Genomic DNA, 26,195 nt, shown 5'->3' on the forward strand with positions numbered 1-26,195 from the left:
CCATGAACCACACCCACAAGAAACCCCTGCCCGGCACCACGCTGCACTACATCGACGCCCGCGCCGCCGTCGATGCCCTCTCGCCCGGCTCCTGGGCACGCCTGCCCTACACCGCCCGCGTCCACGCCGAGAACCTCGTGCGCCGCGCCGATCCCGCGCAGCTGGACGGCTACCTGCTGCAGCTCATCGAGCGCCGCCGCGACATCGACTTTCCCTGGTACCCCGTGCGCGTGGTCTGCCACGACATCCTGGGCCAGACCGCCCTGGTGGACCTGGCCGGCCTGCGCGACGCCATTGCGGCCGAAGGCGGCGACCCCGCCCAGGTCAACCCCGTCGTGCCCGTGCAGCTCATCGTGGACCACTCGCTGGCCGTGGAGTGCGGCGGCTTCGATCCCGACGCCTTTGCGAAGAACCGCGCCATCGAGGACCGCCGCAACGAGGACCGCTTCCACTTCATCGAGTGGACGAAGAAGGCCTTCGCCAACGTGGATGTGATCCCCGCGGGGAACGGGATCATGCACCAGATCAATCTGGAGAAGATGTCCCCCGTGGTCACTGTGCAGGATGGCCTGGCCTTCCCGGACACCTGTGTCGGCACCGACTCGCACACGCCCCATGTGGACGCGCTGGGCGTGATCGCCGTGGGCGTGGGCGGGTTGGAGGCCGAGAACGTCATGCTGGGCCGCGCCTGCTGGATGCGCCTGCCCGAGATCGTGGGCGTGCGCCTCACGGGCCGTCGCCAGGCGGGCATCACGGCCACCGACATCGTGCTGGCCCTGACCGAATTCCTGCGCCAGCAAAAGGTGGTGGGCGCCTATGTGGAATTCTTTGGCGAGGGCGCCGACAGCCTGAGCATTGGCGACCGCGCCACCATCTCCAACATGTGCCCTGAATACGGTGCCACGGCGGCCATGTTCTCCATTGACGACCAGACGCTGGCCTACCTGCGCCTGACCGGCCGCGACGAGGCCCAGGTGCGCCTGGTCGAGGCCTATGCGCGCATCGCGGGTTTCTGGAGCGACACCCTGGCCGATGCCCAGTACGAGCGCGTGCTGCAGTTCGACCTGTCCACCGTGGTGCGCAACATGGCCGGTCCCTCGAATCCGCACCGGCGCCTGCCCACCTCGGCCCTGGCCGAGCGCGGCATTGCCGATGCGGCCAAGCTGCAGGCCGCCCGCGCCCAGGAGGCGCAAGGCCTGATGCCCGATGGGGCCGTCATCATCGCGGCCATCACCAGCTGCACCAACACCAGCAACCCGCGCAATGTCATTGCCGCCGCCTTGCTGGCGCGCAACGCCAATCGCCTGGGTCTCAAGCGCAAGCCCTGGGTCAAGTCCTCGCTGGCGCCGGGCTCCAAGGCCGTGGAGCTGTATCTGAAAGAGGCCGGGCTGCTCACCGAGCTGGAGCAGCTGGGCTTTGGCATCGTCGCCTTTGCCTGCACCACCTGCAACGGCATGAGCGGCGCGCTGGACCCCGCCATCCAGCAGGAAATCATCGAGCGCGACCTCTACGCCACGGCCGTGCTCTCAGGCAACCGCAACTTCGACGGGCGCATCCATCCCCAGGCCAAACAAGCCTTCCTGGCCTCGCCGCCGCTGGTCGTGGCCTATGCGCTGGCGGGCACGGTGCGCTTTGACATCGAGCAGGACGTGCTGGGCGTGGTGGAAGGCCGCGAGATCCGCCTCAAGGATCTGTGGCCCGCCGACGAGGAGATCGACGCCATCGTCGAGCAATCGGTCAAACCTGCGCAATTCCGCGCCGTCTACGAACCCATGTTCGCCATCCGCAAGGACGATGGCGACAAGGCACGGCCCCAGTACGACTGGCGCCCCCAGTCCACCTACATCCGCCGCCCGCCCTACTGGGATACCGAAGGCGTGGGCGCGCTGGCGGCCTTCCCGCGCACGCTGCGCAACATGCGGCCGCTGGCCCTGCTGCCCGACAACATCACCACCGACCACCTGTCGCCCTCCAACGCCATCCTGGCCGACAGCGCCGCGGGCGAATACCTGGCGCGCATGGGCCTGCCCGAGGAAGACTTCAACTCCTACGCCACCCACCGCGGCGACCACCTCACCGCCATGCGCGCCACCTTTGCCAACCCGCAACTGGTCAACGAGATGGCCGTCATCGACGGCGTGCAGCACAAGGGCTCGCTGGCGCGCATCGAGCCCGAAGGCCGCGTGGTGCGCATGTGGGAGGCCATGGAAACCTACCTGAACCGCCGCCAGCCGCTGATCATCATCGCGGGCGCCGACTACGGCCAGGGCAGTTCACGCGACTGGGCGGCCAAGGGAGTGCGGCTGGCCGGAGTCGAGGTCGTGGTGGCCGAAGGCTTCGAGCGCATCCACCGCACCAACCTCATCGGCATGGGCGTGCTGCCGCTGCAGTTCCTGCCGGGCACCGACCGCAAGACTCTGGCCCTGGACGGAACGGAGATCTATGGCGTGGAAGGCGAGCGCACGCCGGGCACCCAACTCACTCTGGTGATTGAACGCAGAGACGGCCAGACGCTGCGCGTGCCCGTGATCTGCCGGCTGGACACGGCCGAGGAGGTATCGGTCTACGAGGCGGGCGGCGTGCTGCAGCGGTTTGCGCAGGACTTCCTGGCGCAGGCTCAGGCAGCCTGAGCAGGGGGCGTGCCAGCGGCCAGCGGCTTGCGCGCCAGCTCGATGAAGGCCTGCAGATAGTCGGTCTGCAGGTCCGCCACGCGCGCGCCCAGGAAGATCTGCTTGGCAATGCCCTTGGCGCCCAGGCGCACGGGCACCACGTCCAGCTTGCCCGCGTACTCCTGCACCAGCCAGCGCGGCAGGGCCGCCACGCCCCGGCCGCTGGCCACCATCTGCATCATGATGTCCGTGGTCTCTATGGCCTTCTGGCGGCGCGGCGTGATGCCGGCCGGCATGAGGAACTGGTTGTAGATGTCCAGCCGGTCCATGGGAACGGGATAGGTGATCAGCACCTCGGGCGCGAGCTGGGCGGCCTCCACGAAATCGGCCCCTGCCAGCGCATGCGCACTGGAGACCACCAGCACCTGCTCGTAGTCGAACACGGGCACGAACTCCAGGCCCGTCTTGAACAGCGGATCGGGCGTGACCAGCAGGTCGATCTCGTAGCCGAACAGCGCGCCGATGCCGCCGAACTGGAATTTCTGCTTCACATCCACATCCACATCGGGCCAGCTCGCCAGATAGGGCGCGACGATCTTGAGCAGCCACTGGTAGCAGGGATGGCACTCCATGCCGATGCGCAGCGCGCCGCGCTCGCCCTGGGCGAACTGGCGCAGCCGCTCCTCGGCCAGGTCCAGCTGGGGCAGCACGCGCTGGGCCACGGCCAGCAGGTACTGGCCGGCCTGCGTCAGGCGCAGGCTGCGGCCTTCGCGCAGCCAGATGTCCGTGCCCAGCTGCTGCTCCAGCTTCTTCATGCTGTGGCTCAACGCCGACTGCGTCACGCACAGCACGCCGGCCGCCGCCGTCAGCGAGCCCTGTTTTTCGACTTCACGGACGATGGCGAGGTGGGTGCGTTCCAACATGTTGGTGAGAAAAATTCATGGATTTTTGAACTAGAAAAATTCTAGTTCATTGATGCGAATCCATTCCATGGCTGCCTTCATCGATTGAAAGCAGTGCATGACCAACATTCATCACCTCGGTTTCCCCATCGGCGCCCGGCGCGCTACGCAGCCGGTGCGCCGGGCTGCAGGGCGCCGTGCAGGAAGGCCTGCTCCATCACGGCCGCCACGCTGGCCCGCGCAACACGGCCGCGCCGTTCCGCATCCAGCAGGCCCACGGCCATGGAAAGCCACAGCTCGGTCATCGCCGCTGCCGTGATGTCGATGCGGAACACGCCGGCCTGCTGGCCGCGCAGGAAAAAGGCATCCATGGCCGCCACCCATTCGCTCTCTATCTGGCCGACCACCGAGATGTCGGAGCGCCAGAAATACATCAGGAACAGCAGCAGCGTCTGGTGGTCCTGGCAGTGGGCGGTGAGGCGGCGCAGCGCCTCCAGCGGCGCGTGGCGCTCCAGCTCGGCCGCGTGCATGGCGCGCGACAGGGTGTCGGCCGCATGCCCGATGAGCCGGTCGATGAGCTGGTCGCGCGTGGGGCAGAAGCGGTAGAGCGTGGCCTTGCTGATGCCGATGGCGCGTGCCAGCTCCTGCAGATTGGCCTTGGGATCGTCCAGCAGCGCCAGTGCCAGTGCGCCCAGCAGCTTGCCTTCGTCCTCTTGCTTGGTGCTCGTCATCGCTTGTCATGCCTCCTTGGAAAGTGCATGGATTTTATCTGTTGATGTTTCAAAGCATCAAATGAATCGATGTTGACTCATTTGATTCTGATATGTACCATCGCGGCCTTCGTATCGAACTCAATCAGGTTGTGAACATGAGCATGCGTCTGAACAAGCGACGTGGCCTGCCGCTGGCGGCCCTGGTGCTGGCCGCCCTGGCCGCCCTGGCAGCGGGCTGCGGCCGCAACGAGGCTCCGGCCGCAGCGGGTGACGCGCTGCCCGTGGTGCAGGCCGTCACCGTGCAGCCCGCGCCGCTGGCCCTGTCCAGCGAGCTGCCGGGCCGTATCGAGCCCGTGCGCGTGGCCGAGGTGCGTGCTCGGGTGGCCGGCATCGTGCTGCGCCGCCATTTCGAGGAAGGTGCCGACGTCCGGGCCGGCCAGGTGCTGTTCCAGATCGACCCGGCGCCCCTGCGCGCCGCCCTGTCCCGCGCCCAGGGCCAGCTGGCCAGCGCCGAGGCGGCCCTGCTCGAAGCGCGTGCCGTGGTTGGCCGCAACGCGCCGCTGGTGGCGCAGGAGGCGGTCAGCCGCCAGGACTTCGAGGCCATGCAGGCCCGCCTGCAGGCGGCCCAGGCCGCGCGGCAGTCCGCCCAGGCCGAGGTGCAGGCGGCCGCCCTGAATCTGGAATACGCCACGGTCAGGGCGCCGATCGCGGGCCGCATCGGCCGTGCACTGGTCACCGAGGGCGCCCTGGTGGGCCAGGGCGAGGCCACACCCATGGCGCTGGTCCAGCAGCTCGACCCGGTCTATGCCGACTTCCAGCAGCCCGTGGCCGAAGCCCAGCGCCTGCGCGCGGCTCTGGCCGAGGGCCGCCTGGCACAGACAGCGGGCAAGGACGGCACGCCGGTCTCCCTGAAGGTGGACGGCACGGGCCTGCAGCGCACGGGGCGGCTGCTGTTCTCGGATGTGACGGTGGATCGCGGCACGGGCCAGATGGCGCTGCGCGGGCGCTTCGACAACCGCGACGGCATGCTGCTGCCCGGCATGTATGTGCGCGTGACCGTGGGCCAGGGCGTGGACCCTGCCGCCATCCTGGTGCCGCAGCGGGCCGTGCAGCGCAGCACCGACGGGCAGGCCCACGTGCTGGTGGTGGATGGCCAGGACACGCTGCAGATGCGCCCCGTGCAGACCGCGGCCATGCATGGCGCGCAGTGGCAGATCAGCGCAGGCCTCAAGGGCGGCGAGCGCGTGGTGGTGGGCCGCATGGCGGGCCTGCAGCCCGGGGCGCGGGTTCAGGTCACGGCCCTTTCCGATGCCGCGGCCTCCCCTACGGCGGGGCTGTCCGGCACCTTCAGCGCCTCCGGCAGCTCCGCCACGTCCAGCGACTGAGCCGGCGCCTGCCCAAGGAATAGACCATGTCCAAGTTCTTCATCAACCGCCCCAACTTCGCCTGGGTGGTGGCCATCTTCATCATGCTCGCCGGGTTGCTGGCCATACCGGCGCTGCCCGTCTCCCAGTTTCCCAACGTGGCGCCGCCGCAGATCTCGATCACCGCCAACTATCCGGGCGCCTCCGCCACCACGGTGATGGAGTCGGTGACCAGCGTCATCGAGGAGGAGCTCAACGGCACCAAGGGGCTGCTGTACTTCGACTCCTCCAGCGGCTCCACGGGCCTGGCCGAGATCACGGCCACCTTCGCCCCGGGCACCGAGCCCGCGCTGGCCCAGGTGGAGGTGCAAAACCGCATCAAGAAAGCCGAGGCGCGCCTGCCCGCGTCCGTGATGCAGATGGGCCTGCAGGTCGAGCAGGCCAGCGCCAACTTCCTGATGATCTACTCGCTGACCTACAAGGACGGCAGCGGCAACAGCGGCAACAGCGAGGTGGCCCTGTCCGACTACGCCGTGCGCAACATCAACAACGAGATCCGCCGCGTGCCCGGCGTGGGCAAGGTGCAGTTCTTCGCGGCCGATGTGGCCATGCGCGTGTGGGTCGATCCGAACAAGCTGCTGGGCTACGGCCTGTCGGTGGCGGACGTGAACGCGGCCATCGCCGCCCAGAACGCGCAGGTGCCGGCCGGCAGCTTTGGCGCCTCGCCCGCAGGGCCCGGCCAGGAGCTGAGCGCCACCATTGCCGTCAAGGGCACGCTGGCCTCGCCCGAGGAGTTCGGCCAGATCGTGCTGCGTGCCAGGGCCGATGGCTCGGCCGTGCGCCTGGCCGATGTGGCGCGGCTGGAGGTCGGCCAGCTGGACTACAGCTTTTCCTCGCGCGAGGACGGCCGCCAGGGCGTGGCCGCCGCCGTGCAGCTGGCGCCCGGGGCCAACGCCATGCAGACGGCCAAGGCCGTCAAGGCGCGCCTGGCCGAGCTGTCGCAGAACTTCCCCGCCGGCATCCAGTACGCCGTGCCCTATGACACCTCGCGCTTCGTGGAAGTGGCCATCGGCAAGGTCATCCAGACCCTGGTGGAGGCCGTGGCGCTGGTGTTCCTGGTGATGTGGCTGTTCCTGCAGAACCTGCGCTACACGCTGATTCCCACCATCGTCGTGCCCGTGTGCCTGGCCGGCACCCTGGGCGTGATGTATGCGCTGGGCTTTTCGGTGAACATGATGACCATGTTCGGCATGGTGCTGGCCATCGGCATCCTGGTGGACGACGCCATCGTGGTGGTGGAGAACGTGGAGCGCCTCATGGCCGAGGAGGGGCTGTCGCCGCTGGCCGCCACGGTCAAGGCCATGCAGCAGGTCTCGGGCGCCATCGTCGGCATCACCCTGGTGCTGGTGGCGGTGTTCCTGCCGCTGGCCTTCATGAGCGGCTCGGTGGGTGTGATCTACCGGCAGTTCTCGCTGTCGCTGGCCGTGTCCATCCTGTTCTCGGGGCTGCTGGCTCTGACCTTCACGCCGGCGCTGTGCGCCACGCTGCTCAAGCCCATTGCCAAGGGCCACCACGCCGAGCGCAAAGGCTTCTTCGGCTGGTTCAACCGCCGCTTCGCGGCGCTGACCGAGCGCTTCGACCTGCTCAACCAGCGGCTGGTGCGCCGCGCCGGGCGCTGCATGCTGGTGTATGCCGCCATCGTGGCCGGTCTGGGCGTGGCGTACACGCGCATGCCCGAATCCTTCGTGCCCTACGAGGACATGGGCTACTACATCGTCGGCGTGCAGCTGCCGCCGGGCGCCACCACGGAGCGCACCAAGGCCATGGTCAAGGACATGGAGGACTACATCCAGGGCCGCCCCGCCACGGCCCAGGCCGAGTTCCTGATGGGCTACAGCTTCTCGGGCATGGGGCAGAACGCGGCCCTGGCCTTCGTCACGCTCAAGGACTGGTCGGTGCGCGGCGCCGGGCAGGCGTCGTGGGACGAGGTGCAGGCCTTCAACCAGCGCTTTGCCCGCCTGTCCGACGGCACCGTCATGGCCGTGGACCCGCCGCCCATCGACGGCCTGGGCAACTCCGGCGGCTTTGCGCTGCGCCTGCAGGACCGCGCCAACCTGGGCCGCGAGGCGCTGATCGCCGCGCGCGACCAGCTGCTGGCCAAGGCCAATGCCTCGCCCATCATTGCCTACGCCATGATGGAAAACCTGGAGGATGCGCCGCAGCTGCGGCTGGACATCGACCGGCGCAAGGCGCAGGCCCAGGGCGTGGATTTCAGCGCCATCAACACGGCCCTGTCCACGGCCTACGGCTCGGCCGTGATCAACGAGTTTCCCAACGCGGGCCGCCTGCAGCGCGTGGTGGTGCAGGCCGATGCCCAGGCCCGCGCGCGGCCCGAGGACATCCTGCGCCTGCACGTGCCCAACGCCAGCGGGCAGCAGGTGCCGCTGTCGGCCTTTGCCTCGGTGCGCTGGGAAAGCGGGCCGGTGCAGATCTCGCGCTACAACGGCTATCCGGCCTTCCGCATCTCGGGCGACGCCAGGCCCGGCCACACCACGGGCGAGGCCATGGCCGAGCTGGAACGCATCATGGCCGAGATGCCGCGCGGCATCGGCTACGAGTGGACGGCCCTGTCCTTCCAGGAGAAAGCCGCCGGTGCCCAGGCGCCCAAGCTGTTCGCGCTGGCCATCGTGGTGGTGTTCCTGCTGCTGGTGGCCCTGTACGAGAGCTGGAGCATTCCCGCCGCCGTGATGCTGATCGTGCCCATAGGCGCGCTGGGATCGGTGCTTGCCACCTCGGCCGTGGGCCTGTCCAACGACGTGTACTTCAAGGTGGGCCTGATCACCATCATCGGCCTGGCGGCCAAGAACGCCATCCTGATCGTGGAGTTCGCCAAGGACCTGCATGCGCAGGGGTACAGCCTGGCCCAGGCCGCGCTGCAGGCGGCGCGGCTGCGCTTTCGGCCCATCGTCATGACCTCGCTGGCCTTCATCCTGGGCGTGGTGCCGCTGGCGCTGGCCTCGGGCGCGGGCGCCTCCAGCCAGGCCGCCATCGGCTTCGGCGTGATTGGCGGCATGCTGTCGGCCACGCTGCTGGGGGTGGTCTTCGTTCCCGTCTTCTTCGTCTGGGTGCTGTCCCTGTTCCGGCGCAAGGCGCCGGCCGGCACCCCGCCTGCCCTGCAGGCCCCGGCAACCCCCATCGAGTAAGCGCCATGTCCATGCACTTCTTCCCACGCGCCCTGTGTGCGCTGGCCGCCAGCCTGGTGCTGGCGGGCTGCTCCCTCGCCCCGGTCCACCAGCGTCCGCAGGCGCCCATTCCCACGCACTGGCCGCAGCAGGATGCGGCGCCCGTGCTGTCCTCGTCGGCGGCCACGCTGGACTGGAACAGCTTCATCGCCGACCGCCAGCTGCGCCAACTGGTGGACCTGGCCCAGGCCCACAACCGCGACCTGCGCCAGACCCTGCTTAACGTGGAGGCGGCACGCGCCCTGTACCAGGTGCAGCGCGCCGACCGGCTGCCGGGCGTGGGCCTGCAGGGCGGCGGCACGCGCCAGCGCCTGCCGGGCGACATGAATGCCACGAGCCAGCCGCAGGTGCAGGGCAGCTGGCAGGCCGGCCTGGGGCTGGCCGCGTTCGAGCTGGACCTGTTCGGCCGCGTGCGCAACCTGTCCGAAGCCGCCCTGGGCGAGTACCTGGCCACCGAAGAGGCCGCGCGCGCCGCCCGCATCAGCCTGGGTGCCGAAGTGGTGCAGGCCTACCTGTCCCGCGACGGGGCCCTGCGCCGCCTGCAACTGGCGCAGCGCACGCTGCAAAGCCGTGAATCCTCGCTGCGGCTGACCGCGCAGCGGCGCCAGGCGGGCACGGCCACGGCCCTGGATCACCAGGACGCCCTGGGCCTGGCCGCCCAGGCCCGCGCCGACGTGGAGCGCAGCGAACGCGAACTGCGCCAGGCCGGCAACGCCCTGCTGCTGCTGACGGGCGTGGAGGATCTGGGGCCGTACCTGTCCGCACAGTCCGCACGGTCTGCACAGGCCGCGGGGTCTGCACAGTCGGCAAAGTCGTCCGACGTACCCATGCTGCTGCAGGACCTGTCGGCCGGCACGCCTTCCGAACTGCTCATCCACCGCCCCGACATCCAGGCGGCCGAGCACCGGCTGCGCGCGCGCAGCGCGGACATTGGTGCGGCGCGCGCGGCCTTCTTCCCGCGCATCTCGCTCACCGGGTTCCTGGGATCGTCCAGCGCCGATCTGTCCGACCTGTTCCGCTCGGGCCAGCGCGCCTGGTCGTTCACTCCCCAGGTCACGCTGCCCCTCTTCGACGGGGGGCGCAACCGCGCCAACCTCGACCTGGCCGTGCTGCGCAAGGACATGGCCGTGGCCGCCTACGAGCAGGCCATCCAGACCGCCTTCCGCGAAGTGGCCGACGCCCTGGCCGCCACCGACACGCTGCGCCGCGAGGAAGCCGCGCGCCTGGCGCTGCGCGACAGCAGCCGCGAAAGCCTGCGGCTGGCGCAGGCCCGTTACCAGGCGGGGGTGGACGACCATCTGCGCTACCTGGACGCACAGCGCAACGCCTTCGCCAATGACAGCGCCTACATCGATACCGTGACCCAGCGGCAGTTGGCGCTGGCCCAGCTGTTCCGCGTGCTGGGGGGCAGCTGGACTGCGCCGCCGCCGCTACCACCGCAGTTCCAGCCTGTGGCGGCCGTCCAGCAGCCCTGAGCACCGAGCAGCCCTGAGCCCCGGCTACGCCGCCTCCACCCGCGCGTTGTAGGCCGCCAGGGTCCGCTGCCAGGCGGGCCGGGCCAGGCATCTGTCGCGGTAGGCCTCCACGGCGGGGCAGGGCGCGGTCAGCGTGCGGTCCGGGATGCAGGCGAGCACATGCGCCATCAGGATGTCGGCCACCGTGAATTCGTCGGTGGCAATGAAGCGGCGCCCGTCCAGCCAGCGCTCCAGGTTGCCCAGCATGCGATGCGCCCAGCCCACCAGGAATTCGCGGTGCTTGCCGCAGCTGCCATCGGCCGTCCAGTCCAGAACCATCAGGCTGAGCAGCGGCGGCTCCACCGTGTTCATGGCTGCAAAGCACCAGCGCAGCACCTGGGCCTCGCCGGTTGCATCGGAGGGCATCAGCCGGCCGCACTTTCTGGCCAGATGCAGCACGATGGCGGCCGACTCCGAAATCACCTGCCCGTCATCGTCCAGCGCAGGAATCTGCTCGAAGGGGCTGAGCCGGCGGTAGGCCTCGGTGTTCAGGTCGTGCGCGGGATGGTCCATGCCCGCGATCTCGAAGGGCAGCTGCATCTCTTCGAGTGCCCACAGCACGCGCAGATCGCGCGTGCGGCCGCGTGCGCCGGCATTGACCCTGGAAAAACCGTAGAGCTTGAGCATGGTGGCGTTCTCCGCAGTGGTGATCCTGCCGGCCATGCTACTCGTGGCTGCCGAGGTGTGGGCATCACCTGGCGTCCGGTTCACGGCAGCCCGTTCACAGCGCCCCGAACACCTCGGGCAGGGCCGCATCGCGCGGCATGCCGCCATAGCTCTTGGTGCCGCCCTGGCTGTCGATCACCACGATGCCCGGCGTGCCACGGAACCCCAGGGACATCATCAGCTTGCGGTGGGCCTCCAGCGTCTTGCGCACGTCGGGGCTGACGCTGAAGGCGGGCGCTATGCCGCCCTGGGCGGACTTCTTCTCGTGCTCCATCAGTGCGGCCGCGCGGTCCGGGGCCTGCAGGATGGCGGCGGCCTTGGCGGGGCTGTCGTCCCGGATCACGCCCACCAGGATGTGGCGCAGCTGCACCTTGCCTGCATCCACCCAGGGACGCGCGGCCTCCCAGAACTTGTGGCAGTACTTGCAGTTGGGGTCGGTGAAGGTATAGATCACGCGCGGCGCATCGGCCTTGCCGTCGGGTACCCAGGTGGAGGTCTCCAGCTGCGCCTGCACGGTGTCGCCCGCCGGCTTGGCGGCCTGGGCCTGGGCCTTGGCCTGGGGGGCCTGGGCCGTGGCAGGGCCTTCTGCGGCCGTGGCCCATCCCGCCGCCAGAAAGAGGCTGGCAGCCATGCCTGCAAAAAGGACGGTGCGTTGAAGATGCATGGGAACTCCTTGAAACGGTTGAATGAATGAGGGGGCGGCGCTGCGCGACAAGCGTGCAGCGCCTGGTGCTGTGGCAACAGCTGCGGACGGTGTGAGTCGGAGTGCATGCGCCGCGTTCCATCGGTCCAGGAAATCGCTTGCGGCAATCTCGCACACGACGGCCGACCGACCACGCGCCGCTGTCGCTGCGTTGCAGCCCATGGGCTTCGCACGCCGCTGATTGTCATTGACACCCTTGCAGATGCTGCGCATCGGCGCTGGGCAGTCGTCATTGCAGACAGCCAGGGCGAGCGGGGCCGGTCCCGCCTCCGTGCTCAGGGCGCAGCGGCAATCTCGGTCTGGCCATCGGGCCCGGCCACCAGAGTGACGGGCAGGATCTGGGCCAGCATGCGTGCGAACTCGGCGGGGCGGCTGGTCTGGTAGCTGCCGCCAATGCGCAGGGCCGCCACGGCCGGGTCGTGTACAACCAGGCCGGTCGGCCCGTAGCGCTCCAGCTCGGCCAGGGCGTCGGCCAGGGGCGTGTTCTCGAAGCGGATCAGTCCCTTGCGCCACAGCGCAATGCTGCCGGGCGCCACAGCCGACACCGGACCGATCACGCCTGCAGGCGACACGCTCAGGGCCTGGCCCGCGACCAGGTCGGCGGGCGCGGCGTCAGCGGCTGCAGTGCCTTGCGCGCCGGCCACGCGCACATGGCCTTCCTGCACGGCTACCTGCACGCTGCCCGCCTCCATGCCCGTGGCGCGATAGCGCACGGAAAACCGCGTGCCGCCCACGGTGACGCGCGCCGGGCCGGCCAGCACGTGAAAGGGCCTGGCGCTGTCGGGCGCCACGGCAAACAGGATCTGCCCTTGCGTGATGCGCACCTCGCGCCGGTCGCGGTACAGAGTTACCTGCGCCTGGGTATCGGAATCCAGGGACAGTGCGGTGCCATCCGGCAAGGTGATGGTCTTGGCCTGGCCGCGTGGGGTCAGGTGGCTGCTGGTGAAGGTGGGCTGCTGCTGCCACTGGTGCCAGCCCACGCCAACGGCCAGGGCCAGGGCCACCGTGCAGCACAGGGCCGCCAGGGCCGCCAGGGCAGGGCGCGGCAGCAGGCGGGACCAGCTCCAGCCTTGGCGCTCTTCGGAGGACGGGCGCTGCGGGGCCGGTTCCGGGTGTGCGTGAGGCGCCGACTGCGAGCGCCGGCGTGCCTGCTCCGCGCGCAGGCGCGCCACCTGTTCGGGGGGAGTGGACCGCGCTGCCGCCAGGCTCTGGCCCAGGTGGCGCAAGGCGGCCTCGTGCGCCGTGCTGGCTGCCAGCCATTCAGTGAATTCGGCTTCTTCCTCGGCGGTCAGGCCTTGCTCCATGCGCGTGTGCCAGTCGGCCGCAGCGAGGTCGATGGGGTTTTGCCCGCGGAAGAACTCTTCCAGTTCGCGCACCTGCGCAGCCTTGTCCAGGGGCGCGGTGCAGGAGCGGTAGCGGTGCATGCGTGCGGATTCCCTGCCTCAGAAGCTGGTCCAGTCCTGCGATTCGGCAGACGGTTTGGCCGCAGCGAGGCGTACAGGTCGTGCAGGGCGCGCACCGGCTGAGGGCTGTGCCGGTGCCGGCCTGGCCGGCGCCAGCGCAGATGCCGTGGCCGCGCGCGTGGGCACGGACGCCGGCAGCGGCGCCTGCAAACGCGGCTGCTGTGCCGCGCCGTCCTGGTCGCCCAGGCGGAAGATGGCCACGGCCTGCACCAGGCGCTGGGCCTGGGACTTGAGGCTGGAGGCCGCCGCCGCGCTTTCCTCCACCAGGGCGGCGTTTTGCTGCGTGACCTGGTCCATCTGGCTCATGGCCTGCCCGACCTGGGCCACGCCGGCGCTTTGCTCGTCGCTGGCATTGCTGATCTCGCCCATGAGGTCGGTCACGCGCTGTATGGATTGCAGCACCTCGGCCATGGTGGCGCCGGCCTGGTCGGCCAGCTCCGTGCCCTGGCTGACGCGCGTGGCGCTGTCAGTGATGAGCTGCTTGATCTCGCGGGCGGCCTGCGCGCTGCGCTGGGCCAGGGTGCGTACCTCGGCGGCCACCACGGCAAAGCCCTTGCCCTGCTCGCCGGCACGCGCGGCCTCGACGGCGGCGTTCAGGGCCAGGATGTTGGTCTGGAAGGCGATGGAGTCGATCACGCCCACGATGTCGCCGATCTGGCGCGAGCTGGCATGGATGTCCTGCATGGCGCCCACGACTTCCTGCACCACGGTGCCGCCCTTGGCCGCGATCTGGCTGGCGCCGCGTGCGAGCTGGTTGACCTGGCGTGCGTTGTCCGCGTTCTGCTGCACGGTGGAAGACAGCTCGTCCATGGAGGCTGCGGTTTCCTGCAGCGCGCTGGCCTGCTGCTCGGTGCGGCGGCTCAGGTCGGCATTGCCCTTGGCGATCTGCTCGCTGGCCACGGCCACGCTGTCGGCGTTGTTGCGCACATCGCTGACCACGCTGGCCAGGCTCTGGTGCATGGCGTTGAGCGAGGCCTGCACGCTGCCTGCGGGCGCTTCGCTGCGCACCAGTCCGGGGTCGAGGTTGCCGTCGGCGATCTGGCGGGCGACTTCACCGAGCTGGGCAGGCTCGGCCCCCAGCGCGCGTGTCAGGCCGCGTGCGATCAGCCGGCCCATGAGCAGGGCCAGCACGAATGCGACCGCGCTCACGCCGATCTGCATGTTGCGTTGCTGCACATAGGACTGCGTGGCCAGCTCCACCATGACCTGGGCGTGCTGGCGCGTGAGCTGGCTGTACTCGTCGGTGGCCGCGATCAGCTGGGCCAGCAGCGGCCGGCACTCGCTGTTCATCTTGGCAATGGCCTCGTCCCTTTGCTGGCGCAGCGCCAGCGAAACGATGTCCAGCGCCACCGGGCCGTAGCGCTGCTCTATCTGGTCAATGCGGGCGACCAGGGCGCGAGCCTCCTCGCCCACCCCGGGCAAGGCCACCAGGGCCTTGAGCTGGTCCAGGTGGGACTTGACCGCGGCATGGGCGGCGTACACGGCCGTTTTTTCCATGTCCAGATCGGCTGGCGTGTTCACCAGCACCAGGTTGCGCGCCGCGATGGCGCGGCTGTCCACGGCCGCGCGCACCTGTTCGGCCAGATGGGCGCGGGCGTTCACGCCGTCGACGAACTGCGTCAGGTTGCGGTCGGAACCGTCCAGCGCATGAAGGGCAGATACGGAAACCAGTGCGACCAGTAAAGCCAGGGCGGTAAAGGCGGCGTAGAGCTTGGTCTTGACGGTCCAGGTGCGGAGATTCATGGCGCTTTCCAGGTAGGTGGTGCAAGTATCAGTTTCTATCAAAAATAAATGATCAATTTGATAAAACCCTAAGGGTGAATTGTTAAATTTCAACTTGAATTGACAAATTCAGGCTAGGTGGGGGCCAGGCGTCACCAGCCCGCTTCCCAGGCGGGCTGGATCAAGAAAGCCCGCATTTCATGAACGCATGCGGGTCTTGCACCTGGGATGCCGGGTGCGCCGGCGCTACAGTCGGGGCCCCTACCCCATGCATACCCCTCCCCACATCCAAGGCTGGTGCCCCGGCGCCTGGCAGCCCATGGCCTCCGGCGATGGGCTGGTGCTGCGCGTGCGCCCGCCGCTGGGCCGCCTGACGGTGGCCCAGGCGCGGCGGCTGGCGCGCCTGGCCTGGGTGCATGGCAACGGCGCGCTGGAGCTGTCCAGCCGCGCCAATGTGCAGTTGCGCGGCATTGCGCCCGGGCGGCACGCCGCCGTGCTGCGCGCCCTGGCGGCCGTGGGCCTGCTCGATGCCGATGCAGGCCGCGAGCGCCGCCGCAATCTGGTGATCGACCCGCTGTGCCGGCCGCAGGAGGCCGTCCATGCGCTGGGCCAGGCCCTGCAGCAGGCACTGGATGCGGCCGAGGATCTGGCCGGCTTGCCGGCCAAGTTCGGCTGGTCGGTGGAAGGCGCGCCGGGCCGGCTGGCCGGCGTGTCCGCCGATATCCGCCTGCAGCGCACAGCCACCGGCTGGCTGGTGCAGCCCGATGGACGGCAGCAGGCGCTGGCCGTGGCCGATGCCAGCCAGGCCGTGGCCGCAGGCCTGGCGCTGGCGCGCTGGTTTGCCGGTCAGGCCTCCCTTCGCCGCGCCCAGGGCTTGCGGCCCGGACGCATGGCCGCGGTGGCGGCGCAACTGCAGCCGCCCCCCGGACTGGACTGGGTGGAGACAGAAACCCCGGCGCACGGCGAAGGACCGGCGCCCGGTGCCGTGCCCGGCGTGGGCTGGCTGCTGGGCGCGCCGCTGGGCCGCTTGCCGGCCGTGGCGCTGGCGCGGCTGGTGCGCGCCTTGCCTGAGCAGGCCTTTTTGCGTGTGACACCCTGGCGCATGCTGCTGGTGGAAGACGCCGGAGCCGGCGCGGCGCTGCCCCGCTGGTGGGCTGCGGCGGGGCTGGACAACGCCGCTGACTGGATCACCCACGTCCATGACCCGCGCCTGCGCGTATCCGCCTGTACCGGCGCGCCGGGCTGCACCCAGGCCCTGGGTCCCACGCAGGCCCTGGCGCTGGAGCTGGCGCCGCAGGTGCCCCACGGCGCGCACCTGCATGTGACCGGATGCGCCAAGGGCTGCGCGCGGCAGGCGCCGGCCACGGTGGTGCTGCGGGCAGAAGGTGAAGACGAGGGCGAAGGCCCTGTCTATTCCGTAGTGCGCCACGGCCGTGCCGGGGATAGGGCGCAGGAGCAGCGGACCCTGGCCTCGGTGCGAGACAATCCGGGATTGCTGTTTTCAAAAGAATAATGCTGCACCGCTACGAAACCGATGGCGCCGAGATCTACCGGCAGTCCTTTGCCACCATCCGCCGCGAGGCGGCGCTGGAACGCTTCACGCCTGTCGAGGAACGCGTGGTGGTGCGCATGATCCACGCCGCCGGCCTGGTGGAGCTGGCCCCGCACGTGGCCTTCTCCCCCGGCATGGCCGAGGCCGCCGCGCAGGCCCTGCAAAACGGCGCGCCCGTGCTGTGCGACGTGCGCATGGTCAGCGAGGGCATCACTCGCTCGCGCCTGCCCGCCGCCAACCCCATCATCTGCACGCTGCAGGACGAGCGCGTGCCCGCGCTGGCCCGTGACATGGGCAACACGCGCAGCGCCGCCGCGCTGGAGCTGTGGCGCCCGCACCTGGCCGGGGCCGTGGTGGCCATCGGCAATGCGCCCACGGCCTTGTTCCACCTGCTCAACATGCTGCAGGACCCGGCCTGCCCCCGGCCGGCCGCCATCATCGGCTGCCCCGTGGGCTTTGTGGGCGCCATGGAATCCAAGCAGGCGCTGATGCAGGACCTGCCCGTTCCCTGCATGGCCGTGCACGGCCGCCTGGGCGGCTCGGCCATCACCGTGGCCGCCATCAACGCACTGGCCAGCCATGTCGAGTAGGCAGCCGCGTCCCAGCCAGGGCGGGCCCGGCATTGTCTGCGTGGGCCTGGGCCCGGGCGACCCCGAACTCATGAGCGTCAAGGCCGACCGCCTGGTGCGCGGCGCCCGCCAGGTGGCGTTCTTCCGCAAGAAGGGCCGGCCCGGCAAGGCTCGCCAGCTGGTGGACGGCCTGCTGGCCCAAGGCGCTGCCGAGCACGCCATGGAGTACCCGGTGACCACCGAGCTGCCCGTGGACAGCCCCGCCTATGTGGACCTGCTGGCGCGCTTCTACGACGACTGGTGCCTGCGCCTGGAAGCGCTGGCGCAGACCGGGCAGGTGGTGGTGCTGTGCGAGGGCGACCCCTTCCTCTACGGCTCCTTCATGCATCTGTACACCCGGCTGCGCGAACGCGGCCAGGTGCCGCTGGACGTGGTGCCCGGCATCCCCGGCATGGTGGGCTGCTGGCACGCCACGGGCGAGCCCATCACCTGGGGCGACGACGTGCTCAGCGTGATGACCGGCACCCTGTCCGAAGACGAGCTGGTGCGCCGCATGCAGACGGCCGAGGCCCTGGTCGTCATGAAGGTCGGCCGCAACCTGCCGCGCATTCGCCGCGCCCTGCAGCGCACGGGCCGGCTTGACGCCGCCTGGCTGGTGCAGAACGGCACCACGGACAGCGAGCAGGTCGCGCGCCTGGGCGATGTGTCCGACGACGCCTGCCCCTATTTCGCCATCGTGCTCGTGCACGGCCAGGGCCGCCGGCCGGAGGCCGCATGGTGAGCGCCGGCCGCCTGACGGTGGTGGGGCTGGGCCCGGGCGCACTGGACCAGATCACGCCCGAAGCCGCAGCCGCCTTGCACGCGGCCGACGATGTGGTCGGCTACCTGCCCTATGTGTCCCGCGCGCAGGCCCTGCTGGCGCAGGCGGGTCAGGGCCAGGCCGTGGCCTGGCATGCCTCCGACAACCGCGTGGAGCTGGAGCGCGCGCGCCAGGCGCTGGCGCTGGCCGCGCAGGGCCGGCAGGTGGTCGTGGTGTCCTCGGGCGACCCGGGCGTGTTCGCCATGGCGTCGGCCGTGTTCGAGGCCATGGAATCGGCCGATGCGGCGCAGGCCGCCGCCTGGCAGGCGCTCGATATCCAGGTGCTGCCCGGCATCACCGCCATGCTGGCCGCCGCCGCGCGGGCCGGCGCGCCGCTGGGCCATGACTTTTGCTGCATCAATCTCTCGGACAACCTCAAGCCCTGGCCGGTGATCGCGCGGCGCGTGGAACTGGCGGCCGAGGCCGACTTCGCCATGGCCTTCTACAACCCGCGCTCCAAGAGCCGGCCCGAAGGCTTTGTGCGCCTGCTGCAGCTGCTGCGCACCCGCTGCGAGCCGCAGCGCCTGCTGGTGTTCGCGCGCGCCGTGTCCACGCCCGAGGAACACTTGCACGTATGCACGCTGGCCGAGGCCACGCCCGAGATGGCCGACATGCGCACCGTGGTCCTGGTGGGCAACAGCGCCACGCGCCGCGTGGGCCGCTGGGTCTACACGCCACGCCACTACGGCATGGATGGCGGTGCGGGCGGTGCGGGCTGCGCTGTCGGCAGCACGCCATGAGCAATCCAGTGCAGCACCGCAGCCACCGACCCGGTGCGCTGGCGCTGCGGCAGCGCCGGGCGCTGCACCATCACCACGGGCAGGCCCAGGGCGCGTGCGGCATCGAGCTTGCCGCGCGTGGCCTCGCCGCCTGCGTTCTTGGCCACCAGCCATTCGATGCCGTGCGTGCGCAGCAAGGCTTCATCGTCGTCCGCGCTGAAAGGACCGCGCCCCAGAACCACCGTGGTGTGGGGCAGGGGCAGGCTGCCGGGCTCGGGCGCATCGACCAGGCGCAGCAGATAGTGGTGCTGCGGCTGGCCCGCAAAGGCCGCAAGCTGCTTGCGGCCCACGGCCAGAAACACCCGGGTGGCTGCCTGGGGCAGGGCGGCAGCGGCGGCTTGCATGTCGGGCACGTCGATCCAGGCATCGCCGGCACTGGCCTGCCAGGGCTCGCGCTCCAGCGCCAGCAGCGGCGTGCCGGTGGCGGCGCAGGCCTCGCAGGCATTGCGGCTCATCTGTGCGGCAAACGGGTGGGTGGCATCGACCACATGGCTGATGGCCTGCCCGCGCAGGAATTGCGCCAGGCCCTGGGCACCGCCAAATCCGCCCACGCGCGTGGGCAGGGGCTGGGCCACGGGCGACTGCGTGACGCCCGCATACGAGAACACGGCGGCAATGCCGGCGCGGTGCAGGGCCTGGGCCAGCTGGCTGGCGCCGCTGGTGCCGCCCAGCAGGAGAACATGGGGCATGACTGATCCCTGGTTGACATTGGTGGGCCTGAACGAAGACGGCCTGGACGGCCTCGCACCCGCCGCGCTGCGCGCGCTGGACGCGGCCGAGACCGTTTTTGGCGGGCCGCGCCATCTGGCGCTGGCCCAGGCCGGCGAGCGGGGCCGTCCCTGGCCCGTGCCCTTTGACGTGGCGCCCGTGCTGGCCTGCCGTGGCCGGCCCACGGTGGTGCTGGCGTCGGGCGATCCGTTCTGGTTCGGGGCGGGCGGCAGCCTGGCGGCGCATCTGGCGCCGCAGGAGTGGCGCTGCCACGCCCAACCCTCGACATTTTCGCTGCTGGCGTCCCGCCTGGGCTGGAAGCTGGAAGACACGGTCTGCCTGGGCCTGCACGCCGGCCACGTGGAGCAGCTGCTGCCGCACCTGTCGCCAGGCCGCCAGTCGCTGGTGCTGCTGCGCGATGGCGCCGCCGTGGCCGCACTGGTGGACTGGCTGGTGCAGGAAGGCTGGGGCGACAGCCGCCTGGAGGTCATGGAATCCGTGGGCGGCCCGCGCGAGCGCCGCCGCGCATGGCGCGCCGCCGAAGCCGCCCAGGCCCTGGCCGCCGACCCTGCCCGCGCACCCGTGGCCGTGGCCGTGCTCGCCCAGGGCGGCGCGGCCCTGCCGCTGGTGCCGGGCCGGCCCAATCACTGGTACGCCAACGACGGCCAGATCACCAAGGCCCCGGCCCGCGCGCTGACCCTGGCGGCTCTTGCGCCGCGCCACGGCGAATGCCTGTGGGATGTGGGCGGCGGCTCGGGCTCGGTGGCCGTGGAGTGGTGCCTGGCCGGTGGCTCGGCCATCAGCCTGGAGCAGCATGCGACGCGTGCGGACAACATCCACCACAACGCCCGGCGCTTCGGCCTGCAGGCGCGCCTGCGCGTGGTGCAGGGCGTGGCGCCCGAGGCGCTGGCCGGGCTGCAGGCGCTGGCCCGGCCCCAAGCCGTGTTCGTGGGCGGGGGCTTTGACGTGGCCCTGTTCGAATGCCTGCAGGCCCTCATGCCCGCAGGCTGCCGCCTGGTGGTCAATGCCGTGACGCTGGAGACCGAGGCCCTGCTGGTGCAACTGCAGGCCGAGCACGGCGGCCAGCTGCTGCGGCTGGAGATTTCCAGCGCCGAGCCGCTGGGCCGCATGCGCAGCTGGAAGGCTGCGCGGCCGCTGGTGCAGTGGAGCTGGCAGCGGTGAACCCGGACCAAGCCATCCCCCACCGCTGCGGCGTGCTGGGCCTGGGCCTGCACACGGACGCACTGCCCCATGCGCTGCAGGCGCTGTGGCAGCGTGCGCAGGCGCAGCTGCCGGAAAGCGCAGACGCAGGCGCCTGCGCGCCCCAGCCCATCTGCGCCGTGGCCGTGCTGGACACCAAGGCCAGCCATCCGGCGCTGGCCGCCTGGATGGCGGCTGTCGTGCCCACGGCCGTTCTGGTGCGCGTGCCGCCAGGGCAACTGCCTGGGCAGCCCGTGGTCACGCAGTCGCCGCGCATGCTGGCGCGCTATGGCACGGGCAGCGTGGCCGAGGCGGCGGCGCTGGCCGCCGCAGGCCAGCACTCCGCCCTGAGCGTGACCCGCCTGGTCGCGGACGACGGCAGCGCCACCCTGGCCCTGGCCGTGGGCCAGGGCGGACCTCTGAACTGTTGCCTGGCCCACGCCAGCCAGGCCAAGAACCAAGGAGCAACGGCATGACCGTGCATTTCATCGGCGCCGGCCCCGGCGCCGCCGACCTGATCACCGTGCGCGGGCGCGACCTCATGGCGGCCTGCCCGGTCTGCCTGTACGCGGGCTCGCTGATACCGCGCGAGCTGCTGGCGCACTGCCCGCCGGGCGCGCGCATCGTCAACACCGCATCCATGAGCCTGGACGACATCGTGGCCGAGATCCAGGCCGCCGAGGCGCGTGGCGAAGACGTGGCGCGCCTGCACTCGGGCGACCTGTCCGTCTGGTCGGCCATGGGCGAGCAACTGCGCCGCCTGCGCGAGGCCGGCATTGCCTACACCGTCACGCCCGGCGTGCCCTCGTTCGCGGCCGCCGCCGCCACGCTGGGCGCGGAGCTGACCCTGCCCGGCCTGTGCCAGTCCGTGGTGCTGACGCGCACCTCGGGCCGCGCCACGGCCATGCCCGAGGGCGAGAACCTGGCCGCCTTCGCGGCCACGGGCGCCGTGCTGGCCATCCATCTGTCCATCCATGTGGCCGCCAAGGTGCAGTCCGAGCTGCTGCCGCACTACGGCGCCGACTGCCCCGTGGCCATCGTCTGGCGCGCCAGCTGGCCTGACGAAACCGTGGTGCGCACCACGGTCGGCGGCCTGACCGAGGCCGTGGCCACCCACATGGAGCGCACGGCCCTGATCCTGGTGGGCCGCAGCCTGCAGGCCGAGGACTTCGGCGAAAGCCGCCTCTACGCGGCCGACTACGACCGCCGCTACCGCCCGCTGGGCACCGAGCCGCGCTTTCCCGCCACCGATGTGCATGCGAATGCCGCGCTGGATACCGCGAGGGATACCTTGAGGGACACCGTGAGCGACACCGTGAGCGACGTGCCCCTCGGGAACCCCGCCCCATGAGCGCGGCCCTGCCGCCCGTGGCGCTGAGCCTGATCGGCATCGGCACGGGCAACCCCGACCACCTCACGCGCGGAGCCCAGGCCGCCATGCAGGCCGCCGACCTGATCCTGCTGCCGCACAAGGGCGAGGACAAGGCCGAACTCGCCGCCCTGCGCCGCGACCTGTGCGATGCCGTGCTCACTGCGCCCGGCCCGCGCATCGAAGGCTTCGACATGCCCGTGCGCCGCAGCGCGGGCGACGACTACCTGGCCCAGGTCGATGAATGGCATGCGGCCATCACGCGCTGCTGGCAGGCGGCCATCGCCCGGTCCCTGGACGAGGGGCTGCAGCCGCGCACCCCCGGCCAGCCCTTGCAGGTCGCGCTGCTGGTCTGGGGCGACCCGGCGCTGTACGACAGCACCCTGCGCATTGCCGCGCGCATGCAGCCGGCGCCGCACAGCGTGCGCGTGGTGGCGGGCATCAGCTCCATGCAGGTGCTGTGCGCCGCGCATGCGATCGCGCTCAACGGCATAGGCCAGCCCTTCGTGGTGACCACGGGCCGCCAGCTGCGTGAACAGGGCTGGCCGCCCGGCGTGGACACGGCCGTGGTCATGCTGGACGGGCAATGCAGCTTCACCGAGCTGCTGGACTCGGACGGCAGCGACATGGACGCCGGCCTGCACATCTGGTGGGGCGCCTACCTGGGCATGGACCGCCAGATGCTGGACAGCGGCCCGCTGGCCGAGGCGGCACCGCGCATCGTGCAGGCCCGCGCCGCAGCGCGCGAGCGGCATGGCTGGATCATGGATATCTACCTGCTGCGGCGCGGGGGCTGAGGCCGAGGCTGCTGCCGACGCCGGCCCCCACGCTGTGCACCCCCTTCATCAAGGAATCCCGCCATGCAGATGGACAACATCCCCTTCAACACCACCGACTGGGCCGCCGTGGCGCCCACCGAGCATTCGGCCGAGGCCGGCCAGGCGTTCTGGCGCACGCAGAACTTCGGCAACATCCGCGTGCGCACGGTGGAGTACACGCCCGGCTATGTCTCCGACCACTGGTGCACCAAGGGCCATGTGCTGCTGTGCCTGGAAGGCGAGCTGGAGACCGAGCTGGCGGACGGCCGCCGCTTCACGCTGACGCCCGGCATGAGCTACCAGGTGGCGGACAACGCCGAGCCGCACCGCTCGCGCTCGCCCAAGGGCGCCAGGCTCTTCGTGGTGGACTGAACCGCCCGACACCGTCGCCACGGCCACTGCAGCGCGCTGCAGTGGCGCACGGCGCGGGATACCAGGGGCTCATGCCTGGACGGCGGAATGCCTGACGGACGCATGGCTCTCGAAGTACGCCGCCATGGTCTTGAGCAGGCCCGTGATGTCCTGGCGCACGGCCTCGAAGCCGGCGTTGCGCTCGCGCGTGTCCTCATCCATGTAGATGGGCCGGCGGATCTCGATCTGCATGCTGTGCCGCTGCAGCGCGGGCTGGCCGATCCTGGCGATCAGCTGTACGCCCTTGTAGGGATCGTTGCGCGCCACGGTGTAGCCGCAGCCGCGCAGGTATTCCTCCACCAGGGCGACGAAGGCGGGCTCGCAGGTGCTGCCGTCGCGGTCGCCCAGCACGAAGTCGGCCAGCGGCCGCTCGCTGCGGATCTGTAGCCGCTCATAGGCGTTGTTGGGCATGGAGTGCAGGTTCAGGTGCCAGACCGCGCCAAAGCGCCGGTGCGTGTCCTCCACAGCCTGGGCCAGCGCCTGGTGGTAGGGCTGGTAGCAGCGCGCAATGCGCTGCTGCACCTCGTCCACGGGCAGCAGGCGGTCATAGATGGGCTGGTTCTTCACGGTGCGCCAGATCAGGCCCGAGCCGATGCGCGTCTTCTCCCCGGGCGACAGCGGCGTGGGCCAGGGCGTGGCCAGCAGGGCCGGGTCTATGTCGTCGAGCGTGCGGTTCAGGTCCAGGTAGCTGCGCGGGAACAGCGCCTCCACCAAGGTGGCGCCGACTGCGGGCGCGGCGCCCCACAGGGCCTCGACATGGGTGTCCTCGGCCGCACGCAGCACGGAGCGCGGCACGGCGTGCCCGAAATCGCCGGGGTAGCGCACACCGCTGTGCGGCGAATCGCACACCAGCGGTATGGCGGCGCCCTCGGGCGGGTGCAGCACGTACAGGGCCTGGTCCTGGAGGGTGTCCTGCATCTTCATCTCACTCCGCGCTGATCTTGGCGACCTTGGCCACGGCGGCGTAGCGCGCCACGGCCTGCTCGATCTGGGTCTGGAACTGTTGCGGCGTGTTGGGGATGAGGGTGGCACCCGCGTCCTCCATCTTCTTGATGAAGTCCGGCTGCTTCATGGCCGCATGGATGGCCTGGTTGAGCCGGCGCACCACCGGCGCCGGCGTGCCTGCCGGCGCGACGATGCCGAACCAGCCGCCATTGCCCATCTGTGGAAAGCCGAGCTCGCCGTAGGTGGGCACGTCGGGCAGGGCGGGGGAGCGCTTGTCCGAGAGCACGGCCAGGGCGCGCAGCCGCCCGGCCTGGATGTGGGTGAGGGCCGAGGGCAGGTTGTCCGTGATCGCATCCACCTGGCCGGCCACGGCGTCGTTGAGCGCCATGCCCGATCCCTTGTAGGGCACGTGCAGCAGCTCGATCTTCGCCAGGCTGGAGAAATACTCCACGTTGGCATGGCCCAGCGAGCCCATGCCGGGCGAGGCGAAGGTGATCTTGCCCGGCTCCTTCCTGGCCATGGCCAGCAGCTCGGCCATGGTCCTGGCGGGGAACTTGGCGTTGACGGCCAGCACGCTGGGCACGGTCGCCACATTGCTGACGGGGGCGAAGTCCTTGACCGGGTCGTACTTGAGGCGGGCGCCGTAGGCGGCGGCGTTGGAGCCGTGCGTGCTCATGGTGGCCATGCCCAGGGTGTAGCCGTCGGGGCGCGACTTGGCCACCTGCTCCATGCCCAGCGAGCCGCCTGCACCGGCGCGGTTTTCCACCACGATGGCCTGGCCCAGCTCGCGGGCCGCATATTCGCCGATCAGGCGTGCGGCCAGGTCGGTCGAGCCGCTGGCCGCAAAGGGCACGATGAGGCGGATGGGCCGGTCGGGAAACTCGGCACGGGCCGCCGTGGCGCCCAGCAGGGCGATGCCGGCGATGGCGCCAAGGGCGAGGACGGTGCTGCGGCGTGCACGAAGCGGTGCGCCAAGCGGTGAGCGAAGGGATGTGGGCGTGTTCATGACGACAAAGTGTCGGTGGCATGGCCCGTGCTTCCAAACGACAATTTGGCCGCTAGCATGACTGTTGCGCATGCTCGCACCGGCTTCGGGCGCGCCGTTGTGCTGTCCGCCAATGCCTGTTCAGGGTCTGTATTCCATGCGTCTGCACTCGCCTTCGATGTCCGAGCTTCATGCCTTCGCCACGGCGGCGCGGCTGGGCAGTTTTTCGCGCGCGGCGGCCGAGCTGTGCGTCACCCAGAGCGCGGTCAGCCGTGCCGTGGCGCGGCTGGAGCAGCACTACGGCCTGGCGCTGATCAAGCGCAATGCGCATTCCCTGCACCTCACGCCCGTGGGCCGAGAACTGCTGGACGCCGTGCGCGAGCCGCTGGCCGCCATCGAGGAAACCAGCGCCCGCCTGCGCCTGGGCGCGGCCGACAGGCCGCTGAACCTGGCGGTGGTGCCCACCTTGGCCAGCGCCTGGCTGATTCCGCGCCTGCGCGCCTTCCAGCAGCTGCACCCCGGCATCCGCGTGAACTTCGTGCCCTACCGCAAGAGCGAGGATTTCACCGGCCCCACGCCCGACGCCGCCGTGCTCACCGGCCTGGGCCCCGAGGACTGGCCGCACTGCAGCTGCGACTACGTCATCGGCCGCGAGATGGTGCCCATCTGCCACCCGGCGCGCATGGCCCAGCGGCTGGCCCAGGGCGCCTGGCGCAAGCCCGGCGATCTGGCCACCGAGCCGCTGCTCTATCACACCACCGCTCCGGGCAACTGGACGCAGTGGCTGCGCGCGGCCGGCGCCGGCCGCAAGGCGCCCAACCTCGCCACGGCGTTCGATCAGGTGTCCATCCTGATCCAGGCCGTGATTGCGGACATGGGCCTGGCCCTGGTGCAGCGCTGCCTGGTGCGCGAGGAACTGCGGGCCGGCACCGTCGTGGTGCCTTTTGACCTGCCGGTCACGCTGCAGCGCGGCTATTTCCTGTGCGTGCCCGGCGACCGGCGGCCCCGGCCCGGCTTTGCCGAGTTCCGCCGCTGGCTGCTGGACACGGCGGCGGCCGATATCGCCGCCATGGGCATCCACCCGGCCGCCGCCTGACACCCG

23 protein-coding genes are annotated in these 26,195 nt (G+C 70.6%); 14 read left to right on the forward strand and 9 right to left on the reverse strand.

Annotation, left to right across the window (positions count from 1 at the left end):
* The first annotated feature begins 2 nt into the window (after positions 1-2).
* The gene (acnD, locus tag DELCS14_RS03710) at positions 3-2,630 is read left to right on the forward strand and encodes a Fe/S-dependent 2-methylisocitrate dehydratase AcnD (protein ID WP_013800496.1); all 2,628 of its coding nucleotides are present in this window, start codon (positions 3-5) and stop codon (positions 2,628-2,630) included.
* Here acnD and DELCS14_RS03715 read toward each other — a convergent pair.
* Positions 2,618-3,532, reverse strand: a complete 915-nt coding sequence (locus tag DELCS14_RS03715; protein ID WP_013800497.1) for a LysR family transcriptional regulator — start codon at positions 3,530-3,532, stop codon at positions 2,618-2,620. The genes acnD and DELCS14_RS03715 overlap by 13 nt on opposite strands.
* Positions 3,533-3,675: 143 nt before the next feature.
* Complete coding sequence (locus DELCS14_RS03720; protein ID WP_013800498.1) at positions 3,676-4,242, reverse strand: TetR/AcrR family transcriptional regulator; 567 nt, start codon at positions 4,240-4,242, stop codon at positions 3,676-3,678.
* Between the two features lie 137 nt (positions 4,243-4,379).
* On the opposite strand from DELCS14_RS03720, the gene DELCS14_RS03725 reads away from it, so the two are divergent.
* Genes DELCS14_RS03725 through DELCS14_RS03735 form a run of 3 tightly spaced genes read left to right on the forward strand, consistent with a single transcriptional unit; the run spans position 4,380 to position 10,305 of the window.
* Positions 4,380-5,609 carry an efflux RND transporter periplasmic adaptor subunit gene (locus DELCS14_RS03725; RefSeq protein ID WP_013800499.1) on the forward strand — a complete coding sequence of 410 codons (1,230 nt, stop codon included), beginning with the start codon at positions 4,380-4,382 and terminating at the stop codon, positions 5,607-5,609.
* 26 nt (positions 5,610-5,635) lie between these two features.
* Positions 5,636-8,791: a multidrug efflux RND transporter permease subunit gene (locus DELCS14_RS03730; protein ID WP_013800500.1), complete on the forward strand. Its 3,156-nt coding sequence runs from the start codon at positions 5,636-5,638 to the stop codon at positions 8,789-8,791.
* 5 nt (positions 8,792-8,796) lie between these two features.
* On the forward strand, positions 8,797-10,305 hold the full coding sequence (locus tag DELCS14_RS03735; RefSeq protein WP_013800501.1) for an efflux transporter outer membrane subunit: 1,509 nt from the start codon (positions 8,797-8,799) through the stop codon (positions 10,303-10,305).
* A 24-nt stretch (positions 10,306-10,329) separates the two neighbouring features.
* Here DELCS14_RS03735 and DELCS14_RS03740 read toward each other — a convergent pair whose 3' ends face one another.
* The 4 genes from DELCS14_RS03740 to DELCS14_RS03755 all read right to left on the reverse strand — a co-directional run bounded on the left by DELCS14_RS03740 (position 10,330) and on the right by DELCS14_RS03755 (position 14,919).
* A complete protein-coding gene (locus DELCS14_RS03740; RefSeq protein WP_228676846.1) occupies positions 10,330-11,007 on the reverse strand; it encodes a glutathione S-transferase family protein in 678 nt (225 codons plus the stop codon).
* A 58-nt stretch (positions 11,008-11,065) separates the two neighbouring features.
* A complete protein-coding gene (gene dsbG, locus DELCS14_RS03745; RefSeq protein ID WP_013800503.1) occupies positions 11,066-11,674 on the reverse strand; it encodes a thiol:disulfide interchange protein DsbG in 609 nt (202 codons plus the stop codon).
* A 314-nt stretch (positions 11,675-11,988) separates the two neighbouring features.
* Complete coding sequence (locus DELCS14_RS03750; protein ID WP_013800504.1) at positions 11,989-13,137, reverse strand: FecR domain-containing protein; 1,149 nt, start codon at positions 13,135-13,137, stop codon at positions 11,989-11,991.
* An 18-nt stretch (positions 13,138-13,155) separates the two neighbouring features.
* Complete coding sequence (locus DELCS14_RS03755; protein ID WP_013800505.1) at positions 13,156-14,919, reverse strand: methyl-accepting chemotaxis protein; 1,764 nt, start codon at positions 14,917-14,919, stop codon at positions 13,156-13,158.
* A 247-nt stretch (positions 14,920-15,166) separates the two neighbouring features.
* Between DELCS14_RS03755 and DELCS14_RS03760 the strand changes: the two genes are divergently transcribed.
* Genes DELCS14_RS03760 through cobJ form a run of 4 tightly spaced genes read left to right on the forward strand, consistent with a single transcriptional unit; the run spans position 15,167 to position 18,618 of the window.
* Positions 15,167-16,411 carry a precorrin-3B synthase gene (locus tag DELCS14_RS03760; RefSeq protein WP_043795676.1) on the forward strand — a complete coding sequence of 415 codons (1,245 nt, stop codon included), beginning with the start codon at positions 15,167-15,169 and terminating at the stop codon, positions 16,409-16,411.
* Entirely contained in the window at positions 16,411-17,040 is a 630-nt protein-coding gene (locus tag DELCS14_RS03765; protein WP_013800507.1) for a precorrin-8X methylmutase, read from the forward strand. Before DELCS14_RS03760 ends, DELCS14_RS03765 begins: the two co-directional genes overlap by 1 nt.
* Positions 17,030-17,800 (forward strand): precorrin-2 C(20)-methyltransferase, encoded by a 771-nt coding sequence (cobI, locus tag DELCS14_RS03770; RefSeq protein ID WP_013800508.1) that lies wholly within the window; start codon positions 17,030-17,032, stop codon positions 17,798-17,800. Before DELCS14_RS03765 ends, cobI begins: the two co-directional genes overlap by 11 nt.
* Complete coding sequence (cobJ, locus tag DELCS14_RS03775; protein ID WP_013800509.1) at positions 17,794-18,618, forward strand: precorrin-3B C(17)-methyltransferase; 825 nt, start codon at positions 17,794-17,796, stop codon at positions 18,616-18,618. The genes cobI and cobJ overlap by 7 nt, the downstream gene beginning before the upstream one ends.
* Here the strand turns inward: cobJ and DELCS14_RS03780 are convergent.
* A complete protein-coding gene (locus tag DELCS14_RS03780; RefSeq protein ID WP_013800510.1) occupies positions 18,561-19,346 on the reverse strand; it encodes a cobalt-precorrin-6A reductase in 786 nt (261 codons plus the stop codon). The genes cobJ and DELCS14_RS03780 overlap by 58 nt on opposite strands.
* Between DELCS14_RS03780 and cbiE the strand changes: the two genes are divergently transcribed.
* The 5 genes from cbiE to DELCS14_RS03805 all read left to right on the forward strand — a co-directional run bounded on the left by cbiE (position 19,345) and on the right by DELCS14_RS03805 (position 23,124).
* Positions 19,345-20,547 (forward strand): precorrin-6y C5,15-methyltransferase (decarboxylating) subunit CbiE, encoded by a 1,203-nt coding sequence (gene cbiE, locus DELCS14_RS03785; protein WP_043795677.1) that lies wholly within the window; start codon positions 19,345-19,347, stop codon positions 20,545-20,547. The genes DELCS14_RS03780 and cbiE overlap by 2 nt on opposite strands.
* Entirely contained in the window at positions 20,544-21,041 is a 498-nt protein-coding gene (locus DELCS14_RS03790; protein ID WP_013800512.1) for a cobalamin biosynthesis protein, read from the forward strand. Before cbiE ends, DELCS14_RS03790 begins: the two co-directional genes overlap by 4 nt.
* Positions 21,038-21,916 carry a precorrin-4 C(11)-methyltransferase gene (gene cobM, locus DELCS14_RS03795; RefSeq protein ID WP_013800513.1) on the forward strand — a complete coding sequence of 293 codons (879 nt, stop codon included), beginning with the start codon at positions 21,038-21,040 and terminating at the stop codon, positions 21,914-21,916. The genes DELCS14_RS03790 and cobM overlap by 4 nt, the downstream gene beginning before the upstream one ends.
* On the forward strand, positions 21,913-22,731 hold the full coding sequence (cobF, locus tag DELCS14_RS03800; RefSeq protein ID WP_013800514.1) for a precorrin-6A synthase (deacetylating): 819 nt from the start codon (positions 21,913-21,915) through the stop codon (positions 22,729-22,731). The genes cobM and cobF overlap by 4 nt, the downstream gene beginning before the upstream one ends.
* 63 nt (positions 22,732-22,794) lie before the next feature.
* Entirely contained in the window at positions 22,795-23,124 is a 330-nt protein-coding gene (locus DELCS14_RS03805; protein ID WP_013800515.1) for a DHCW motif cupin fold protein, read from the forward strand.
* 69 nt (positions 23,125-23,193) lie between these two features.
* Here DELCS14_RS03805 and DELCS14_RS03810 read toward each other — a convergent pair whose 3' ends face one another.
* Positions 23,194-24,081 carry an N-formylglutamate amidohydrolase gene (locus DELCS14_RS03810; protein WP_013800516.1) on the reverse strand — a complete coding sequence of 296 codons (888 nt, stop codon included), beginning with the start codon at positions 24,079-24,081 and terminating at the stop codon, positions 23,194-23,196.
* A 7-nt stretch (positions 24,082-24,088) separates the two neighbouring features.
* Positions 24,089-25,114: a tripartite tricarboxylate transporter substrate binding protein BugE gene (locus DELCS14_RS03815; protein ID WP_013800517.1), complete on the reverse strand. Its 1,026-nt coding sequence runs from the start codon at positions 25,112-25,114 to the stop codon at positions 24,089-24,091.
* A 157-nt stretch (positions 25,115-25,271) separates the two neighbouring features.
* On the opposite strand from DELCS14_RS03815, the gene DELCS14_RS03820 reads away from it, so the two are divergent.
* Positions 25,272-26,189: a LysR substrate-binding domain-containing protein gene (locus DELCS14_RS03820; RefSeq protein ID WP_228676847.1), complete on the forward strand. Its 918-nt coding sequence runs from the start codon at positions 25,272-25,274 to the stop codon at positions 26,187-26,189.
* The last annotated feature ends 6 nt before the right edge of the window (positions 26,190-26,195 follow it).

It is taken from the genome of Delftia sp. Cs1-4 (assembly GCF_000214395.1).
Classification (GTDB): Bacteria; Pseudomonadota; Gammaproteobacteria; order Burkholderiales; family Burkholderiaceae_C; genus Comamonas; species Comamonas acidovorans.

What these genes read in the sequence shown, in the direction of transcription:
- acnD (WP_013800496.1), top strand. Translation starts at nt 3, where the DNA reads ATGAACCACACCCACAAGAAACCCCTGCCCGGCACCACGCTGCACTAC.
- DELCS14_RS03715 (WP_013800497.1), bottom strand. Translation starts at nt 3,532, where the DNA reads ATGTTGGAACGCACCCACCTCGCCATCGTCCGTGAAGTCGAAAAACAG.
- DELCS14_RS03720 (WP_013800498.1), bottom strand. Translation starts at nt 4,242, where the DNA reads ATGACGAGCACCAAGCAAGAGGACGAAGGCAAGCTGCTGGGCGCACTG.
- DELCS14_RS03725 (WP_013800499.1), top strand. Translation starts at nt 4,380, where the DNA reads ATGAGCATGCGTCTGAACAAGCGACGTGGCCTGCCGCTGGCGGCCCTG.
- DELCS14_RS03730 (WP_013800500.1), top strand. Translation starts at nt 5,636, where the DNA reads ATGTCCAAGTTCTTCATCAACCGCCCCAACTTCGCCTGGGTGGTGGCC.
- DELCS14_RS03735 (WP_013800501.1), top strand. Translation starts at nt 8,797, where the DNA reads ATGTCCATGCACTTCTTCCCACGCGCCCTGTGTGCGCTGGCCGCCAGC.
- DELCS14_RS03740 (WP_228676846.1), bottom strand. Translation starts at nt 11,007, where the DNA reads ATGGCCGGCAGGATCACCACTGCGGAGAACGCCACCATGCTCAAGCTC.
- dsbG (WP_013800503.1), bottom strand. Translation starts at nt 11,674, where the DNA reads ATGCATCTTCAACGCACCGTCCTTTTTGCAGGCATGGCTGCCAGCCTC.
- DELCS14_RS03750 (WP_013800504.1), bottom strand. Translation starts at nt 13,137, where the DNA reads ATGCACCGCTACCGCTCCTGCACCGCGCCCCTGGACAAGGCTGCGCAG.
- DELCS14_RS03755 (WP_013800505.1), bottom strand. Translation starts at nt 14,919, where the DNA reads ATGAATCTCCGCACCTGGACCGTCAAGACCAAGCTCTACGCCGCCTTT.
- DELCS14_RS03760 (WP_043795676.1), top strand. Translation starts at nt 15,167, where the DNA reads ATGCATACCCCTCCCCACATCCAAGGCTGGTGCCCCGGCGCCTGGCAG.
- DELCS14_RS03765 (WP_013800507.1), top strand. Translation starts at nt 16,411, where the DNA reads ATGCTGCACCGCTACGAAACCGATGGCGCCGAGATCTACCGGCAGTCC.
- cobI (WP_013800508.1), top strand. Translation starts at nt 17,030, where the DNA reads ATGTCGAGTAGGCAGCCGCGTCCCAGCCAGGGCGGGCCCGGCATTGTC.
- cobJ (WP_013800509.1), top strand. Translation starts at nt 17,794, where the DNA reads ATGGTGAGCGCCGGCCGCCTGACGGTGGTGGGGCTGGGCCCGGGCGCA.
- cbiE (WP_043795677.1), top strand. Translation starts at nt 19,345, where the DNA reads ATGACTGATCCCTGGTTGACATTGGTGGGCCTGAACGAAGACGGCCTG.
- DELCS14_RS03780 (WP_013800510.1), bottom strand. Translation starts at nt 19,346, where the DNA reads ATGCCCCATGTTCTCCTGCTGGGCGGCACCAGCGGCGCCAGCCAGCTG.
- cobM (WP_013800513.1), top strand. Translation starts at nt 21,038, where the DNA reads ATGACCGTGCATTTCATCGGCGCCGGCCCCGGCGCCGCCGACCTGATC.
- cobF (WP_013800514.1), top strand. Translation starts at nt 21,913, where the DNA reads ATGAGCGCGGCCCTGCCGCCCGTGGCGCTGAGCCTGATCGGCATCGGC.
- DELCS14_RS03805 (WP_013800515.1), top strand. Translation starts at nt 22,795, where the DNA reads ATGCAGATGGACAACATCCCCTTCAACACCACCGACTGGGCCGCCGTG.
- DELCS14_RS03810 (WP_013800516.1), bottom strand. Translation starts at nt 24,081, where the DNA reads ATGCAGGACACCCTCCAGGACCAGGCCCTGTACGTGCTGCACCCGCCC.
- DELCS14_RS03815 (WP_013800517.1), bottom strand. Translation starts at nt 25,114, where the DNA reads ATGAACACGCCCACATCCCTTCGCTCACCGCTTGGCGCACCGCTTCGT.
- DELCS14_RS03820 (WP_228676847.1), top strand. Translation starts at nt 25,272, where the DNA reads ATGTCCGAGCTTCATGCCTTCGCCACGGCGGCGCGGCTGGGCAGTTTT.